The organism is Brevibacterium pigmentatum, assembly GCF_011617465.1.
Taxonomy (GTDB): domain Bacteria; phylum Actinomycetota; class Actinomycetes; order Actinomycetales; family Brevibacteriaceae; genus Brevibacterium; species Brevibacterium pigmentatum.
In genome coordinates, this window is sequence record NZ_CP050153.1 from 3,526,631 (window position 1) to 3,543,483 (window position 16,853).

14 protein-coding genes are annotated in these 16,853 nt (G+C 65.4%); 7 read left to right on the forward strand and 7 right to left on the reverse strand.

Annotated elements, in window-relative coordinates; genetic code table 11:
* Positions 1-7: 7 nt before the first annotated feature.
* Positions 8-2,932 (reverse strand): DEAD/DEAH box helicase family protein, encoded by a 2,925-nt coding sequence (locus GUY30_RS16050; protein WP_167199754.1) that lies wholly within the window; start codon positions 2,930-2,932, stop codon positions 8-10.
* Positions 2,925-3,356: an MmcQ/YjbR family DNA-binding protein gene (locus GUY30_RS16055; RefSeq protein ID WP_167199755.1), complete on the reverse strand. Its 432-nt coding sequence runs from the start codon at positions 3,354-3,356 to the stop codon at positions 2,925-2,927. The genes GUY30_RS16050 and GUY30_RS16055 overlap by 8 nt, the downstream gene beginning before the upstream one ends.
* Before the next feature lie 52 nt (positions 3,357-3,408).
* On the opposite strand from GUY30_RS16055, the gene GUY30_RS16060 reads away from it, so the two are divergent.
* The gene (locus tag GUY30_RS16060) at positions 3,409-4,410 is read left to right on the forward strand and encodes an asparaginase (RefSeq protein WP_167199757.1); all 1,002 of its coding nucleotides are present in this window, start codon (positions 3,409-3,411) and stop codon (positions 4,408-4,410) included.
* 7 nt (positions 4,411-4,417) lie between these two features.
* On the opposite strand, the gene GUY30_RS16065 is transcribed toward GUY30_RS16060, so the two are convergent.
* The gene (locus GUY30_RS16065; RefSeq protein ID WP_167199759.1) at positions 4,418-5,425 is read right to left on the reverse strand and encodes a LacI family DNA-binding transcriptional regulator; all 1,008 of its coding nucleotides are present in this window, start codon (positions 5,423-5,425) and stop codon (positions 4,418-4,420) included.
* 286 nt (positions 5,426-5,711) lie between these two features.
* On the opposite strand from GUY30_RS16065, the gene GUY30_RS16070 reads away from it, so the two are divergent.
* From GUY30_RS16070 to GUY30_RS16090, 5 genes are all read left to right on the forward strand, one after another.
* Positions 5,712-7,073, forward strand: a complete 1,362-nt coding sequence (locus GUY30_RS16070; protein WP_208091441.1) for an MFS transporter — start codon at positions 5,712-5,714, stop codon at positions 7,071-7,073.
* A 1-nt stretch (position 7,074) separates the two neighbouring features.
* Complete coding sequence (locus tag GUY30_RS16075; protein ID WP_167199761.1) at positions 7,075-7,437, forward strand: L-rhamnose mutarotase; 363 nt, start codon at positions 7,075-7,077, stop codon at positions 7,435-7,437.
* A 15-nt stretch (positions 7,438-7,452) separates the two neighbouring features.
* Positions 7,453-8,622 (forward strand): L-rhamnose isomerase, encoded by a 1,170-nt coding sequence (gene rhaI / locus GUY30_RS16080; protein WP_167199765.1) that lies wholly within the window; start codon positions 7,453-7,455, stop codon positions 8,620-8,622.
* A gap of 103 nt (positions 8,623-8,725) precedes the next feature.
* Positions 8,726-10,762 (forward strand): bifunctional aldolase/short-chain dehydrogenase, encoded by a 2,037-nt coding sequence (locus GUY30_RS16085; RefSeq protein WP_167199769.1) that lies wholly within the window; start codon positions 8,726-8,728, stop codon positions 10,760-10,762.
* 29 nt (positions 10,763-10,791) lie between these two features.
* Positions 10,792-12,246 carry a rhamnulokinase gene (locus GUY30_RS16090; protein WP_167199772.1) on the forward strand — a complete coding sequence of 485 codons (1,455 nt, stop codon included), beginning with the start codon at positions 10,792-10,794 and terminating at the stop codon, positions 12,244-12,246.
* A 96-nt stretch (positions 12,247-12,342) separates the two neighbouring features.
* On the opposite strand, the gene GUY30_RS16095 is transcribed toward GUY30_RS16090, so the two are convergent.
* Together GUY30_RS16095 and GUY30_RS16100 are read right to left on the reverse strand one after the other, a co-directional pair.
* Positions 12,343-13,365 carry an NADPH-dependent curcumin/dihydrocurcumin reductase gene (locus GUY30_RS16095; protein WP_167199775.1) on the reverse strand — a complete coding sequence of 341 codons (1,023 nt, stop codon included), beginning with the start codon at positions 13,363-13,365 and terminating at the stop codon, positions 12,343-12,345.
* 75 nt (positions 13,366-13,440) lie between these two features.
* Positions 13,441-14,283, reverse strand: coding sequence for a ribonuclease FAU-1 family protein (locus tag GUY30_RS16100; protein WP_167199778.1), 843 nt, complete (start codon positions 14,281-14,283; stop codon positions 13,441-13,443).
* A gap of 134 nt (positions 14,284-14,417) precedes the next feature.
* On the opposite strand from GUY30_RS16100, the gene GUY30_RS16105 reads away from it, so the two are divergent.
* Positions 14,418-15,413 carry an amidohydrolase family protein gene (locus GUY30_RS16105; protein ID WP_323127759.1) on the forward strand — a complete coding sequence of 332 codons (996 nt, stop codon included), beginning with the start codon at positions 14,418-14,420 and terminating at the stop codon, positions 15,411-15,413.
* 63 nt (positions 15,414-15,476) lie between these two features.
* Here GUY30_RS16105 and GUY30_RS16110 read toward each other — a convergent pair whose 3' ends face one another.
* Positions 15,477-16,016 carry a DUF421 domain-containing protein gene (locus GUY30_RS16110; RefSeq protein ID WP_167199781.1) on the reverse strand — a complete coding sequence of 180 codons (540 nt, stop codon included), beginning with the start codon at positions 16,014-16,016 and terminating at the stop codon, positions 15,477-15,479.
* 82 nt (positions 16,017-16,098) lie between these two features.
* Positions 16,099-16,848: an SDR family oxidoreductase gene (locus GUY30_RS16115; RefSeq protein ID WP_167199784.1), complete on the reverse strand. Its 750-nt coding sequence runs from the start codon at positions 16,846-16,848 to the stop codon at positions 16,099-16,101.
* Between the last annotated feature and the right edge of the window lie 5 nt (positions 16,849-16,853).

The window sequence follows — 16,853 nt, forward strand, 5'->3', positions numbered from 1 at the left end:
TTGTGAACTAGCGCCAGCGCATCCGCAGCACCGAGGTCATCCCCCAGGGGTCGCCTCCGCGCACGGCCGCAAGGAGGCCGGCACCGTCGGGATTGCGGGTGTAGATCGGTTCGCCTCCTCCGATCCAGGTGTCCCACGCGGCGGCGAAGGCCACCGCACGTTCCTTCTTCGACCCCAGAACGGTGGGCACACCGACCCAGATCGGGTCGGTCTTCTGCGCGGTGCCGGTCCCCCACCTCATTCGCGTCCACCAGCTGCGCACCCCGTGGGCGCGACTCGGCAGGCGCCAGCACGGCAGCAGGTACCGCGGGTCGCCTATGGGCGACACCGCTTCGTCGAAAGCGAGCGCGAAGACCTCCGCCGAGCCGGGATCCGCATCGAGGTGGCACCGTAAGTCACCGCGTGCGTCGATTGCCATCCGCACTGCGTCGGCATCGACGCTGCTCAGTCCGACGGTGTGCAGCGCCTCGGCGACGGCACCGGCGATCTGCGCGACGGCCGGGGAGGCCCCGTACAGGCGCTGCCGGCGACCGCCGGCAACGGCGAGGACGACCGGCAGGCTCAGCAGCAGCCCGACGGCGATGACGCCGAGGATCCACATCGCGGCCCCGCCGCTCAGCACGGCTGCCACAGCTGTAAGGAGACCCACCGTCGCCCAGACGATGACTGTCGGCGCGCGAAGCGAGAAGGGAAGAATCTTTCCGGGGTCGCCGTCGCGGTGGCGCGGCATCGGGATGATGCCATCGGGGTCTTCATCGTCTCCCGCGGTGTCGGAAACGGAGGCGTTATCGCCGCGATCGGCGCCGGCTTCTGCCGGTGCGGAACCGAGCACGGCCTGGTCGGGGTCGGCGGCGACGATGCGCACCGAACGCAGCTCTTCGTCGCGGTAGTCTGCGCCGACATTCCACCGTTCGGCCACCTCGGCGCGAGACTGGGAGCGAATGGTCATCCGGGCATTGATGGCGTCGATATCGTCCTCGGGCGGGTAGAAAGCGGAGAACGCGGGGTCGATGTGAGCGACGCCGTCGACGATCTCACCTTCGGCATCGGCGCCGAAGAATCCGTCGTGTTTGCGCACGAGCCGGTTCCAGTCCTGGCCCCCGCGCGGGTGATCCGGGCTGATGCAGACGACTGTCCAGTTCAAGGCCACCTTGTCCGTCCAGTCCGGGTCTTCGCGCAGCGCCCGACCGCGGGTCTGGGTCACTGCGGTCGGGGTGGTCGCGCTCGTGAGATCGATGAGTCCGGTCACGGCCGGTGCGTCCCAGCCTTCGCCGAGCAGCGCCCGGGTGCCGATGAGCACCTGCGCGGACCCAGAGGTGAAGAAGGCGGTTACGTACGGCACCCAGTCGCGGCTGGTCCAGCTCCCGTCGAGGCGGCTGACCCCGGACTCAGGGTCGGTGACTTCCAGCCGGGCGGCCAGTTCTTCGTCGTCGGTCGCGATGTGCTCGCGCAATTCGGTCAGGATGTGCGGGGGTCCGGCGACCGTGCGCCCGGACACGAGGAGCGGGCACAGGCGCGCGGTCCGGGGGTCGGCGAGCAGCGTTTCGAGGACGAGCAGGGCCGAACCGGAGCATTCATTGAGGACGGTGCGGACATCGGCGGAGAGGGTCGCGGTGGCGGATTCGAAGTCACAGAGGACGAGCATCCGCAGGTGGTCGCCCAGAGTGGCGGCCTCGGCGGAGACAACGTCGACGCAGGCTCGCGGCTTCGCCGCCGAGTGGGAGAGGACACGGTCGACCGGCGACCGTCCGGCGGCGATTCCGTGGCGGGTCCAGCGGTATCCGATCGAGGGCAGTCGACGGCGGATCGCCTCGGCGAGTTCCTGGTCGGACGCGGCATCGGAGGCGAGCAGGTGGTGGCGCATCCAATCTTCGATGAGGCGGGCCCAGTCGTCCGGGTCGGGGTCGCGACGGTGCTGTTCGCCGGGTCGGGCTCCGGGCGGCAGGTGCAGCAGACCAGCGTGGTGGAGGCGCAGGGCCGCATCGCAGAGTTCGGGACGCTGTCGGCTCATGGTCTGCCAATCCACCGATTCGGCACGGTCGCCGAGGAACCGTCGATCCACCCATTCGAGCAGCCCGATCGTGCCCTGGCCGGGGTCGAGAACGCCGGTGATGAACTCTGTGTGCCGTTCGGCTTGTGCCGCCAGCCAGTCCTGTTCCTCTCGGGTGGGTTCGGTCACCCAGACGAGATCCGCGAAGGGCACGAGGTCGCCTTCTTTGACGAGCGCCGGAATGGACGCGGAATAGCGGATGGAGGTGAAGAGGTCGGAGACGAGTTCGCGTTGTCGGGTCGACATCGTCGCCGGCGGGGTGGCCGTGAGTCCGAGCACCCACACGTCCGGCAGCAGGGCCAACAGGTCGGCCAGCAGCCGACCCCAGACCTCGAGCAGGTGATGGCATTCGTCGAGGATGAGCAGCGTCGGACCGGCTGCGACGAGGTTGTCGACGAGCGCCCGGCCGCCGGGTGCCAGGGAGTCGAGCAGGCTGCCGCCTGGTTCGGAGGCAACGGCGTCGTCTGCATGGCCTTCGCAGTCCCGGTCAGTGTTGCCCGTGCTTTCTTCGCGGTCGACGGTCTCTCGGTCCGAGTCGAAGACGGCCAGGGACTGGTAGGTCAGGGCGGTGAAGGTCTGGGTGAGTTCACGTGTGCCTCCGGCGGGATGACGACCCTCGCCGAGGCGGTTCCATTCCTTGGCCCATTGACCTTGGATCGCCGTATTCGGGCCGAAGGCCACGATTCGTTCGATGAGATTGTGATTGAGCAGGTGAGTCGCATAGTCGATCCCGACGCGGGTCTTTCCCGCCCCTGGCGGCAGGACGATCCACGACCGACGTTCATCGGCCGCGGTACCGTCATGCAGAGTCGAGAGGGCTTCAACCTGGTGACGGCGCAACGGCGGCCCGGTCGCGGCCACTTCCCGAACGTCTTCAGTCATCCCCACGCCCACCGAAAGTTTCAGGGTCGACCGGCCGGACCTTCTTGGACATTTTGGCAACGACGAGACAATAGGACTCGAGCACGAGGTCGTGGAGTAGGTCGGGGTCGAGGCGATCGCCAGCCGCATCCGACCCATCACCGTCTCCAGCGCCGGCCCCCTCCCCGGCGACGGTGATCCAGTGCTTCTTGTTCATGTGATAGCCGGGTGAGATCTCCGTATAGGCGTCTCGCAGCACCTCGCCATCGAGGGGATCGATTTTGAGGTTGAGGCTGGGGATCCCGCGCAGCTCGAAGGCCATCATGAACATCTTCCCGCGCACTTTGTATACGGCATTGTCCGGTCCGAACGGGTGGTCGAGCTCGACCGAAGGGTACTGCATGGCTTGGTCGTGGGACAGGCGGAGCACGGTGGCGGGGTCCATGCGTGGAGACTAGCAAAGGCCACTGACACGGAACTGACGTTAGACTCGAATCATGCCTGAGACCTCACCCCGTACCGCCCCTCACCTGCTCTTGGCCGCTCTCGGCGGGACCATTGCATCGACCGCCAATGCATCAGGTGGGGTTGCTCCAGCACTCAGTGGGGCAGAGATCGCTGCGGCCGCGGGTCTCGATCAGGTGTGGCCGAATCTGCAGGCCGATTTCACTCAGGTCGCTCAGGTCTCGAGCGCCAATGTCACCCTCGAGATGCTCTTCGATGTAGTCGAGCTCGCCCGCTCAACCGAGGTCGACGGCATCGTCCTCACCCAAGGCACCGACACTCTCGAGGAGTCCGCGTTCGGGCTCTGGCTGCTCAATGACTCGGACACCCATATCTCTGCCACCGGGGCCATGCGCAACCCGACCTTGCCCGGCGCCGACGGACCGGCCAACGTCCGTTCTGCCGCGCTCACTGCTCTGTCCGACAAGGTCAGCGATCTGCCGGCGTCATTGGTCTTCAACGACGAAGTCCACGATCCGAGGTTCGTGACGAAGTCGCACACGACCTCGACGGCCGCGTTCTCCTCCGGGCCCATCCTCGGCGCGATCGGCTGGTTGAGCGAGGACGACCTCCACCTCCCCCACCCGCCCCAGGCTCCGAAATCCCCGTTCGCCGGACTTCCCCGTCCGTCTCAGCTGAGCAAGATTGCCCTCGCCGAGGTGGGGATGGGCGAACCGGAAGAGACCCTTGATCTCATCGCCGGGTCCGGATTCTCCGGAGCCGTCCTCTCCGCAGTCGGCGGAGGTCACGTCCCCGAGGATCTGCTGCCTGCCGTGTCCCGACTGGCCGAGAGGATGCCCGTGGTGCTGGCCTCACGTACCGGTTCGGGTGTGAGCTTGCACCGCACCTACGGCTACCCCGGCGGCGAGATCGGCCTGCTTGATTCCGGGCTCATCTCCGCCGAAATCCTCGACGCGCGCAAGGCCCGCATCGTGCTCAACCTGGCGCTGAGCTTCGGCCTCGATCCCGCCGAGGTATTTGGTCACTTCGCGTGAGCCCGGCTCACACCGGCCTGGTCGACCCCCGCACCACGAGTTCCGGGGTGAACCGTCGGTCGTGATGCTCGCCTGAGGCCGATGCGTTCTCCTGCAGAAGCGTCTCCACCGCCGTGCGTCCGAGCAGTTCCGCCGGCTGCCGCACGGAGGTCAAGGGCACGATCGTTGAGAACGCATAGTCGATATCGTCGTAGCCGACGATCGCGATGTCCTCGGGGATTCGCAGATCGCTGAACATGATGACAGCCTGCATGAATCCGACCGCCAGCAGATCGTTGGCACAGAAGACCGCGTCGGGCCGCTGGTCGTCGGGCAGACCAACGACCTTTTCACCCACATCCCGTCCCGCCAGGATCGTCAGTTCCGGGGCGCTGAACACCGGCAGATCGAGTCCGGACTCGCGTGCACTATCTGCGGCTCCGGCCAAGCGATCGGCGACCTGCGGCAATGACTGCGGCCCCCCGATGAAGGCCGGGCGTCTGCAGCCTCCCGCAATGATGTGGTCGAGCGCCATCCGGCCTCCGGCGATATTGTCTACGGTCACCGACGATAGGGCGTAGCCGTTCGAGTCACGGTCGACGAGCATGACGGGAGTGCCCCGAGACGCGATCGCTTCCAGCCGCGACAGATCCGAGCCGGTCGGAGTCACGAGCAGACCATTGACTCGCTGTTCGGCGAAGAGGTCGAGGTACTTCCCCTCACGCTGTTCGTCAGTACCTGAGTCCCCGATAAGCAGAGCCAATCCGGCCTCATCACAAGCCTGCCTGGCCCCGTGCGCGACAGACGCAAAGAACGGGTTCGAGGTGTCGAGGACGACGAGGCCCAAACTGCTGCTGTGCCCAGATCGCAGCTGCCTGGCCGCAGCATTGCGCACGAACCCAAGCTCCGCGATTGCGGCGTTGACCTTCGCTGCCGTCACCTCGGCGACCTTCGACGATCCATTGACGACATGGGAGACCGTGCCGACCGAGACTCCTGCGCGGTCCGCGACCTCGCGCATGCTCACTTTCGCCATGAGTCTCCCTCTGCCATCCGTTGCACTTACGTCACCTGCGATGTGCCGTCCGCTATCCGTGCCGCAGCACTCCGCAATTTCGCGGGCAGGCATGTCTCATTGTGCCTGACGCACCGTCACTCCGGCCGCCGCTCCAACCTCGACCTCCACAACCGCCAACGACCGTCTTGATGTGATCCGGACGACATGCTAGTATTCCGAGCAACAAGATTGAAACGTTTCAATCCTCTCATCTCACCCGTCGGTTTCGCGAAGTCGCGATCACCGAGCCATCCTGGAGGAACCTATGAAGGACACAACGACGTCGTCCAAATGGAAGGCCACGGTCGCCGTGGCTATGTCGAACTACATCGAAGCCGGTTCGATCATCGCAATCGCCACGAGCATCAGCCTGTGGCAGACCGAATTCGGCCTCGACAGCATGGCCGTCGGCCTGCTGTCCGCCTTGAGCGCCAACGCCTTCGGTGCCGCGATCGGTGCGGCGATCGGCGGTCCGCTCTGTGACCGCTATGGTCGGAAGTTCATCTACACCTACGACCTGCTCCTGTACATGTTCGGCACGCTGTTCGCGATCTTCGCGTTCAACTTCGCCTCCCTGCTGATCGGCTTCGTCCTCACCGGCATCGCCGTCGGTGCCGGCGTCACCGCCGCTTGGACCTATATCGCCGAGGAGGCCCCAGACGGCCGTCGCGCCGGCCACGTCGGAGTGGCCCAGTTGGCTTGGTCGATCGGACCGATGATCGGCTTCCTCCTCGCCGCACTGCTCGAACCTATGGGCCTGCTCGGCTCCCGCATCATCTTCGCCCACCTCTTCGTCATCGCCTTCATCACCTGGTGGGTCCGCCGCGGACTGAGCGAATCGCGTCGCTGGACCGAGAAGCAGGCCAACCCGAACACCGTGGGCACCTACCGCGGAATCTTCGAGATGTTCACCAAGAAGAAGAACATCACCGCACTCCTCTTCCTCATCGGCGTCTACGGCCTGTGGAACACGGTGGCCGGTCAGGCCGGAATCTTCCAGCCCCGCATCTACGAAGCCACCGGACTCACCGACGCTCGCTCCCAGTACCTGCTGCAGGTCCTCGTCTGGGGTCTGACCAGCGCCGCGACGTTCTTCGGCTTCATGCGCTACGGCGATAAGGTCTCCCGTCGCTGGCTCTACGGCTTCGGCGCCGGCCTCGGCGTCATCGCTTGGGCCGTGCTCATCTGGGGACCGGCAGGTTGGTTCTCTCTGCTCGTCTTCGCCATCGGCTGGGGTATCTCGTCCGGCCTGGGCGCTCAGGCCTTCTACGGACTGTGGGCCGCCGAGCTCTTCGCCACCCGCTACCGCGCCTCTGCTCAGGGCTTCATGTTCATGATCGTGCGCGTCATGGTCGGCGTCCTGTCCCTGTGGTTCCCGCTCATGCTGGAGAAGACCGGCATCCACGGAGTCGGCTTCCTCATTGTCGGACTCCTCGTCGCCGCCCTGCTCATCGGCATGATCTGGGCACCGAACACCCAGAACAAGACCCTCGAGGAGATCGAGATCGAACGCTACGGTCGACTCCTCGATGCCGATCACGCCACCGAGGTGGCCGCGGGCAATATCCGCACCGACGGATCCGCGGCGTCCGGTTCGACCGATTCCACCGCAGTCAGGGAACGCTGAGATGGAGCGGGTGTGTTTCCGCATGCAGGTCGATCCTGCGCGCCTCGATGAGTACGTCGCGGCCCACCGGGCCGTATGGCCGGACATGCTCGAGGCCCTCGAATCCACCGGCTGGCGCAACTACTCCCTGTTCGCGGATCCGACCGGCATGGTCATCGGCTATCTCGAAACGGACGACTACGAAGCAGCCCAGAAGGGTATGGAGCTCACCGAGATCAACGCCGCCTGGCAGAAGTCGATGTCTCCGTTCTTCGCCGAAGGCGGCTCGTTCGACGCGGGCCCCGAACGGCTGCGCGAGGTATTCCACCTCGAGGACCAGCTGGCCCAGCTCTCTGCCCCACATTCAGCACCACCGCAACAGTAAGGAACACCGACTCCCATGAGCACTCGCCCCACCTTCGCCGACATCACCGACCAGCTCGCCGCACAGGAGATCGAATTGCCGTCCTGGGCGTTCGGCAACTCCGGCACCCGGTTCAAGGTCTTCGGCACCCCGGGCACTCCGCGTGATCCATTCGAGAAGATCGCCGATGCCGCGAAGGTCCACGAACTCACCGGACTCGCCCCACAGGTGGCGCTGCACATTCCGTGGGACCTCTGCGATTTCGACGAGTTGACTGCCCATGCCGCCGGCCTCGGAGTGCGGCTGGGCACCGTCAACTCGAACACCTTCCAGGACGATGACTATAAGTTCGGTGCCCTCACCCACGAGGACGAGCGCATCCGCACCAAGGCCATCGACGCTCATCTCGAATGCATCGACGTCATGGACCGCACGGGATCCAGGGACCTCAAGATCTGGCTGGCCGAAGGATCGAACTATCCGGGTCAGGCGGATATGCGGGGGCGTCAGGACCGACTCCACGATTCGCTGTCGAAGATCTACGACCGCCTCGGCGAGGGACAGCGGATGGTGCTCGAATACAAGTTCTTCGAGCCCTCGTTCTACCACACGGACGTCCCCGACTGGGGCACGAGCTACACCCAGGTCGCAGCCCTCGGCGATAAGGCACTAGTCTGCCTCGACACCGGCCACCATGCCCCAGGCACGAACATCGAGTTCATCGTCATGCAGCTGCTGCGCCTCGGCAAGCTCGGGTCCTTCGACTTCAACTCCCGGTTCTACGCCGATGACGACCTCATGGTCGGTGCTGCCGATCCGTTCCAGCTCTTCCGGATCATCCACGAAGTGATCCGCGGAGGCGGTCTCAACAGCCCCGATATCGCGTTCATGCTCGACCAGTGCCACAACGTCGAGAACAAGATCGAAGGTCAGATCCGGTCGGTGCTCAATGTGCAGGAGATGACCGCCCGGGCTCTCCTCATCGACACCGAAGCGCTCACCAAGGCGCAGCGCGCAGGCGATGTCATCACCGCCAACGACATCTTTATGGATGCGTTCTACACCGACGTCCGCGGCGACCTCGCTGAGTGGCGGGCCTCCCGCGGACTGCCGGCCGATCCCATCCGCGCCTTCCGCGAATCCGGCTACCAGGAGCAGATCGCAGCCGACCGTGTCGGCGGCACCCAGGCCGGCTGGGGCGCCTGAGCCCGGAATCGGTGGGTGCCCCGACACCACAACACCCACGGTCCCTGCCCGCCCCACGGCATCACGCACTTCGAGACCCGCACAATCCTTTTCGAGGAGAACCATGACCAACCCGACTGTCAACGACCTCATCACCCGCTCGAATTCGCTCGGCGCCGACCGTCGCAATACGAACTATGCCGGCGGCAACACCTCGGCCAAAGGCACCGACATCGACCCGGTGACCGGCGAAGACGTCGAACTCATGTGGGTCAAAGGCTCCGGCGGAGACCTCGGAACACTGACTCCCGAGGGACTCGCGGTCCTCCGCCTCGACCGGCTGCGGGCGATGGAGAACACCTACCCCGGTGTCGAACGCGAAGACGAGATGGTGGCTGCTTTCGACTACACCCTGCACGGCAAGGGCGGTGCAGCACCTTCGATCGACACCGCCATGCACGGACTCGTCGATGCCGCCCACGTCGACCACCTCCACCCGGATTCCGGAATCGCCATCGCCACCGCGACCGACGGTGAGGAACTGACGAAGACGATCTTCGACGGCTTGGTCGTCTGGGTGCCGTGGCGTCGCCCCGGTTTCCAGCTCGGCCTCGACATCGCAGCGATCAAGGCGGAGAACCCGCAGGCCATCGGCACCATCCTCGGTGGTCACGGGATCACGGCATGGGGAGCCACCTCGGCGGAGTCCGAAGCCAACTCACGGTGGATCATCGACACCGCGGCGGACTATATTGCCGAGCACGGTCGCCCAGATCCATTCGGAGCCGAGCGTGCGGAATACGCGGCGCTGCCTCCCGATGAACGTCGAGCCAAGGCCGCAGCTCTGGCTCCGCACCTGCGCGGACTCGCTTCGGCGGACAAGACGATGGTCGGGCACTTCACCGATGAACCTGCAGTGCTCGAATTCCTCGCCGGGGAGAAGCTCAACGCTCTGGCCGAACTCGGCACGAGCTGCCCGGATCATTTCCTCCGCACGAAGGTGAAGCCGCTGGTCATCGACCTGCCGGCGGCCGCCTCGGTGGAGGAGGTCATCGCCGCGCTCCCGGCACTGCACGAGGCCTACCGAGCCGATTATGCGGCCTATTACGACCGCCACGCCGATGCTGAATCACCCGCCATGCGCGGGGCTGATCCGGCGATCATCCTCGTTCCGGGGGTGGGCATGTTCTCCTATGGCGCGGACAAGCAGACGGCGCGGGTGGCCGGTGAGTTCTACGTCAATGCCATCAACGTCATGCGCGGAGCCGAAGCGCTGTCGACCTACGCTCCCATCAGCGAGGCGGAGAAGTTCCGCATCGAATACTGGGCGCTCGAGGAAGCCAAGCTGCAGCGCAGGCCTGCACCAAAGCCACTGGCCGGTCGCATCGCGTTCGTCACCGGTGCCGCTTCGGGGATCGGCAAGGCGATCGCCACTCGCCTCGTCGCCGAGGGGGCCTGCGTCGTCATCGCCGATCTCGACCGGGCCAAAGCGCAGGAGGTTGCGACCGAGCTCGGCTCGACCGATGTCGCCATCGGTGTCGCCGCCGATGTCTCCGATGAGGCCGGAGTGCAGGCGGCCTTGAATGAGGCGGTGCTCGCTTTCGGCGGTCTCGATCTCATCGTCAACAATGCCGGGCTGTCCCTGTCGAAGTCGCTGTTCGACACGACCGAGGCCGATTGGGACCTCCAGCACAATGTCATGGCCAAGGGATCGTTCCTCGTGTCGAAGAATGCCGCCCGGATCCTCGTCGACCAAGGGCTCGGCGGTGACATCGTCTACATCTCCTCGAAGAACTCCGTCTTCGCCGGACCGAACAATATCGCCTACTCGGCGACGAAAGCCGATCAAGCTCATCAGGTGCGTCTGCTCGCGGCTGAACTCGGCGAACACGGAATCCGTGTCAACGGCATCAACCCCGACGGCGTTGTGCGCGGTTCGGGAATCTTCGCCGGCGGTTGGGGTGCGCAGCGCGCGAAGACCTATGGGGTGGAGGAAAAGGACCTGGGCAAGTTCTATGCTCAGCGGACCATCCTCGGCCGTGAAGTCGTCCCGGAGAATGTGGCCAACGCCGTCTATGCGCTGTGCACTTCCGACTTCTCGCATACGACCGGCCTGCACGTACCCGTCGACGCCGGTGTCGCCGCAGCGTTCCTGCGCTAAGCCGCACGCAAACGGAGATCCTCATACATATGGACACCACTGAATCTGCTGCCGGTCTCACTCTCGCCGCGGTCGACCTGGGCGCCACGAGCGGACGAGTCATCCTCGGTGGAGTGAGCGATGGTGTGCTGCGGATGAAGCCCGTGGCGCGGTTTGCCAATGTGCCTCAGTTCCTAGGCGGAAGCATGCATTGGAACATCCAGTCGCTCTTCGCCGATCTGAGTGCGGGCCTCCGAGAAGCCATCCACAGAAGTCCGGGGCTCGTGAGCATCGGCATCGACTCATGGGCCGTTGACTATGGGCTGCTCCGCGACGGAGACCTGCTCGGGATTCCGCATCATTACCGGGACGGGCGGAATCTGCGTGGAGTTGAGCTCGTCCACGAGCTCGTCGCCCCCGATGAGCTTTTCACCCACAATGGTCTGCAGCACCTCGACTTCAACACCGTCTTCCAATTCGCGGTCGAAGCCGAGTCCGGGTTCCTCGATCTGGCCGACCGGGCGCTGCTCATTCCCGATCTCATCGCTTTCTGGCTGACCGGGCAGATGCGCACCGAGCTGACGAATGCTTCGACGACCGGCCTGCTCTCGGTCCGCGACGGGCACTGGGACGTCGGCCTTAAGGAGCGCCTCGGACTGCCGAGCGATCTGCTGCCTGCGCTCGTCTCTCCCGGCGAACGCATCGGAGAACTCAGCGCACCGGTCACTGGGCGTCTCGGAACGACTGAGCCGACCCAGGTCACGGCCGTGGGCAGCCATGACACCGCCTCGGCGGTGGTGGCCGTGCCGATGGACGGGCCGAACTGCGCCTATATCTCCAGCGGCACCTGGTCCTTGGTCGGACTCGAGATCGACGCCCCCGTCGTCACCGAAGAAGCACGCCAGGCGAACTTCACCAACGAAGGCGGAGTCGACGGGACGATCCGGTTCCTCAAGAACGTCTCAGGACTGTGGCTGCTGAGCGAATCGATGCGGCAGTGGGAACACGACGCCACCGACGCCCAGCGCAGCTCGGATCTTGAGACCCTGCTCGCCGAGGCGGCGGCGATCGAAGCGCCCGTCGCAGTGTTCGATCCGTCCGATGACCGGTTCACTCCGCCCGGGGATATGCCCACCCGTATACGTGATTGGTGCCGTGAGCACGGCGTCGAACCTCCGCACACCCGCGCCGAGGTGGTCCGGTCCATCCTCGAATCCCTCGCTGCCGCTTACGCCAAGACCCTTGCGGCGGCCGAGAAGCTGACGGGAAGGAGTGTGGAGACGATCCACATCGTCGGCGGTGGTTCGCAGAACACGCTGCTCTGCCAGCTCACCGCGAATCACTCCGGCCTCAGAGTGCTCGCCGGCCCTGTCGAGGCGACGGCTATCGGCAATCTGCTCGTCCAGGCTCGGGCCGCGGGACAGGTCGATGAGAATTCGAGTCTGAGCGATCTGCGTCAGATTGTGAGAGCTTCGTTCCCAGTCACCGAGTACCTGCCCGGCTAACCAGCAATACCGACCTCACTCACAAAAAGAGGCGGCGACGACCAGAACTGGCCGACGCCGCCTCCTCGTTTCCGATTCAGTGACTAATCGGAAGCCTCAGCTCTCGGCGCCCACGGCGACGACCATCTTGCCGAAGTTACCACCGGTGAGCAGATCGTTGAAGTACTCGGGAGCCTTGTCGAGACCGGGACGGATGTCCTCGCGGAAACGGACCTTGCCCTCCTTGAGCCAGCCGCTCATGTCCTCGAGGAACTGCGGGGTCAGACGCTCGGCGAACTCAGTCTGGATGAATCCGCGGACCAACAGCGACTTCGTCAGGATCTGCCCCATGAGCGCACCCGAACGGTCCGGGCCCTCCGGCAGCGAAGTGAGGTTGTAGTTCGCCACGAGTCCGCAGACGGGCACGCGACCGAAGGTGTTCAGACGCGGCAGGACCGCGTTGAACACGTCTCCGCCGACGTTCTCGAAATAGACGTCGATTCCCTGTGGGACCGCCTCGGCGAGTTCATTCTTGAGGTTCCCGCTCCGGTGGTCGAGTGCCACGTCGAAACCGAGCTCTCGCAGGTGAGCGACCTTGTCGGGGCCGCCAGCGATGCCGACGGCTGTCGCTCCCTTGATCTTCGCGATCTGCCCGACGACGGATCCGACGGGGCCGGTCGCAGCGGCCACGGCCACGGTCTCACCCTCCTTGGGCTGACCGATCTCGAGCAGACCCGCGTACGCAGTGAACCCGGGCATTCCGAGCACACCGAGGTGGGTGGAGATCGGCGCGAGCTCCGGGTCGATCTTGCGCAGGTGTCCGGTCGACTCGACCGAATACTCCTGCCAACCGCCGTAGCCGAGCACGATCTCACCGGCGGCGAAGCCCTCGGCATTGGATTCGACGACCTCGGACACGGTGGCGCCGACCATGACATCGCCGACCTCGACGGGCTTGGCGTAGGACTTCGCGTCCGACATCCGCCCGCGCATGTACGGATCGAGCGAGAGATAGAGGGTGCGCAGCAGCACCTGCCCCTCGCCCGGGGTCGGCACAGGTACCTCGTCGAACAGGTAGTTCTCTGCAGTGGGAGCGCCCACAGGGCGCGAGTTCAGGCGAATCCGATGGTTGGTCGTCATGGAGACGGTTCCTTTCAGCAGCAGATCATTCTTCACTTGTGTGCTTCAGTGGGGCGACAGGTGCATCCGCGACGATCACCGATGCTGTCGGTCATAACAACCATTCGGGATCGCCCGATGTTCCTGATCGAACGATTTTTCTGACACCGAGGCAGCACCCAGTCGAGCCCTCCCCACCAGATCACGAGCCGCCGTCTCCCAGTCGGGATCGAAGGCCCACCCGAAATCGCCGAGGTGGTCGAGCAGGTGGCTGCCATTGTCCCGGATGATCTCCGACCACTCCCTCGGCCACGCCCCGAAGTTCGCCGCCGCGGCGAGCTCGTCGACGTCCTTGAACACTGCGCCTGTCGGATCGAGCCGACCGTCCTCGGCATGCAGAGGCATAGACGCGACCGGGAAGGTGATATCGAGGATGTGATCGCTGGTGAACAGCGCATCATCGGTGCGTTGGTGCGTGGACTCAAGATTGATGTACCACTCGACCCGCACGCCGCCGATCTCCGGACGATCGACACCGTCCCCAGCATCTTTGAGCAGCACCCACACGGAGAACGGAACCTGCGGCGGAACGATCTTGAGCACCCCGCGGCCCCGCCACGTGCCCTCGACATTGATCCTGGTGGGCGCCTCGGCCAGAGGTCGGAACCGGGCCTTCAACGGCACGTCGTGGGCGTTCGTCTCCTCCCACCCGACGATCCGGGTCTCCTGCGTCGGCGTACCCCCGGCCAACCACAGGACGGCACCGTCGGGTCCATCCGCGATGACACGCATCGGGCGGGCCACCTCGGCGCGGTCACGGTCGAAGTCGAAACGCCGGAACGTCCAGGTCACGGTCTGCCCAGGAGTCCAGAACGGCGCCTGTCCCACGGGTCTGACCTGGGACGGGGTAGGGATCGTAAACGGATCGCGCAGCCTCATGCGGGCAGTCTATGCGCCGGGCATGGACGAGCGCTGAGGACCGACCGCCGCCCGTGTCGGCAAACATCGCATCAGTCGGGCCGAACTCCGGACCGTCCCCTGAGTCGGCGGCGGCGAGGTCATAGAGTGGGGCCATGAACGACTCCGATGATGCAGCGACTCAGACCCCATCACCCGCCCGAGCGACCGCGAATCCCGCTCCGGAGACGACGATCGGTCGCGCTTTCGAGGTCCCCGACACGATGACCGCTCCCCCGCGCACCGATGCCGAGGTCCCCAACTATGTCCGCACCCTCGGCCTGCCGGGACTCGCCGACATCCACGTCCACTTCCTTCCGCAGAACGTGCTCGACAAGGTGTGGGAGTACTTCGACAACGCCGCGGACAACTACGGCCGCGACTGGCCGATCAACTACCGCTTCGACGAGGGCACCCGCCTCAACATCGTCCGCGAACTCGGCCTGCGCGCCGTCCCGGCCCTGACCTACCCGCACAAGCCCGGCATGGCCGCGTGGCTGAATGAGTGGAACGCCGAATTCGCCGCCGCCCACGACGACGTCATCCACTGCGGCACGCTCTATGCCGAACCCGAAGCCGCCGACTACGTGCCGAAGGCGCTGGCCGCCGGGGCGAAGCTGTTCAAGGTCCACGTCCAGGTCGGCGTGTTCTCCCCCGACGATGCGGTCCTCAACCCCGCGTGGAAAGCGCTCGAAGAAGCCCGCGTGCCCATCGTCATCCACGCCGGATCCGCTCCACTTGTCGGCAAGTACACCGGCCCGCAGGCGGTGGCGAACGTCCTCGAGCGGTTCCCGCAGCTTGAGTTCGTCATCGCGCACATGGGCATGCCCGAGTACGACGAATTCGCCGATCTCGCCGAGAAGTTCGACAACGTCTTCCTTGATACGACGATGTTCGCCTCCGGGTACTTCTCCTCCCCCACCGAGGTGACCCCCGCCTACCGCGAACGCCTGGCCAGACTTGAGGACAAGATCATCCTCGGCTCGGATTTCCCCAACATCCCCTACCCGTACGTCGACCAGATCTCGGGCCTCGCGGCCCTGGGACTCGGCGATGACTGGATGCGCTCGGTGCTGTGGACCAACGGCGCACGGGTGCTCGGGCTCGACTGATCCGTGATGCGGGGCCTGTCGACGGTGGCTGGGCGGGACAGCCGGGTGCGCCTCGGCTGAGCCTCAGCCGTCGCGGGGCACCCGGTCTGCGCCGACGATGCCGGTGAGCATCTCATCGGAGATCGGGGCACCACGCCGGATGACGCTGATCTGACCCGTCGATTCGAGGATCGCGCACGCCACCTCACCACGGTTGCGGATACCAGCTGACCGCAGCTTCGCGATGAGTTCGTCGTGGTCGACGTGGCTCCGCGACAGATTGTCCGCGAGGATCTCACCACCGGCCATGAGCACCACGGCCGGAGAGTTGACGACTCTGCGGACGAATCCGAAGCGCCGCCCGACTCCGCTGAGCGCCTGCAGGATCAGCAGGGTCGCCAGACCCAAGATGCCGGCCGCAAGAGTCGGGGTATCACCGAGGATGGACCGCCCGATGATCGCTCCGATGGCGATGATCGCGGCCACATCGAAGCTCGACAGGCTCGCCAGAGTGCGCTGACCGAAGATGCGCAGGAGCAGAATGATCCCGAAGTAGAAGACCACGCACGAGACGACGATCCTGACCGCGTCGGTCCCGTTGAGCCCGTATTCCATCCAATCCATTTCAACCTCCGGAACGGATGTTACGCCTTGCTCAGGGTTCGAACTCGACCCGATGTGCGGTACTCAGCGCATCGGTCGGGGCTCAGACCGATCGCAGCCATTCGTCGACGGTCACGTCGGACATCCTCGGTGACGGTGGGATGAGGCCGTCGCGGGCCATCGGGCCGGGCAACGGAATGCCGACGATCTTCGGCGGTTTCGTCCCTGCTTTCTCGGCTCGCGCGGTGGTCAGTCTGCGGGCGATCTCGGCGAAATCGCTGATCTCGGGGCCGGCGACTTCGATGGTGCCGGTCTCGCGTGCGTCGATGGCCTCGGCCATCATGCGTGCCGCCTCGGCGACGGCCAGGGCCTGCACGCGCATCTTCGGCACGAAACGCAGCGGCCCGGCCTTGATCGTCATCGTGTCGACGAGTTCGAACCATTGGGCGGACCGGAACATCAGCAGCTGCTCGTCCGGGATGAGCCGGCGGAAGATGCGCTCCTGCATCGCCTTGCCCTGGTAGTAGCCCATCAGCCGCGACTCGGCGGTCTCCGGACGAAACGCGATCGACAGGACGGCCACGGAAGTACCGGGCTGCCGGGCAGCGGCTTCGGCGATCGAGCGTGAGCTGCGGGAGAAGAAGTCGATGGCTTTGTCGGCATTGATCGTCAGCTGGTTGACGCAGTCGACGAGGACATCGCTGCCCTCGGCCGCCTCGGCGACTCCCTGGCCGGTCACCGTGTCGACCCCGTTGCTGCGATGGGCGGCGATGACTGTGTGGCCGCGTTCGCGCAGCTGGGGAGCCAGCTGCCTGCCGAAGGTTCCGGTGGCTCCAAAGACGGTGATCTGCATGGTCG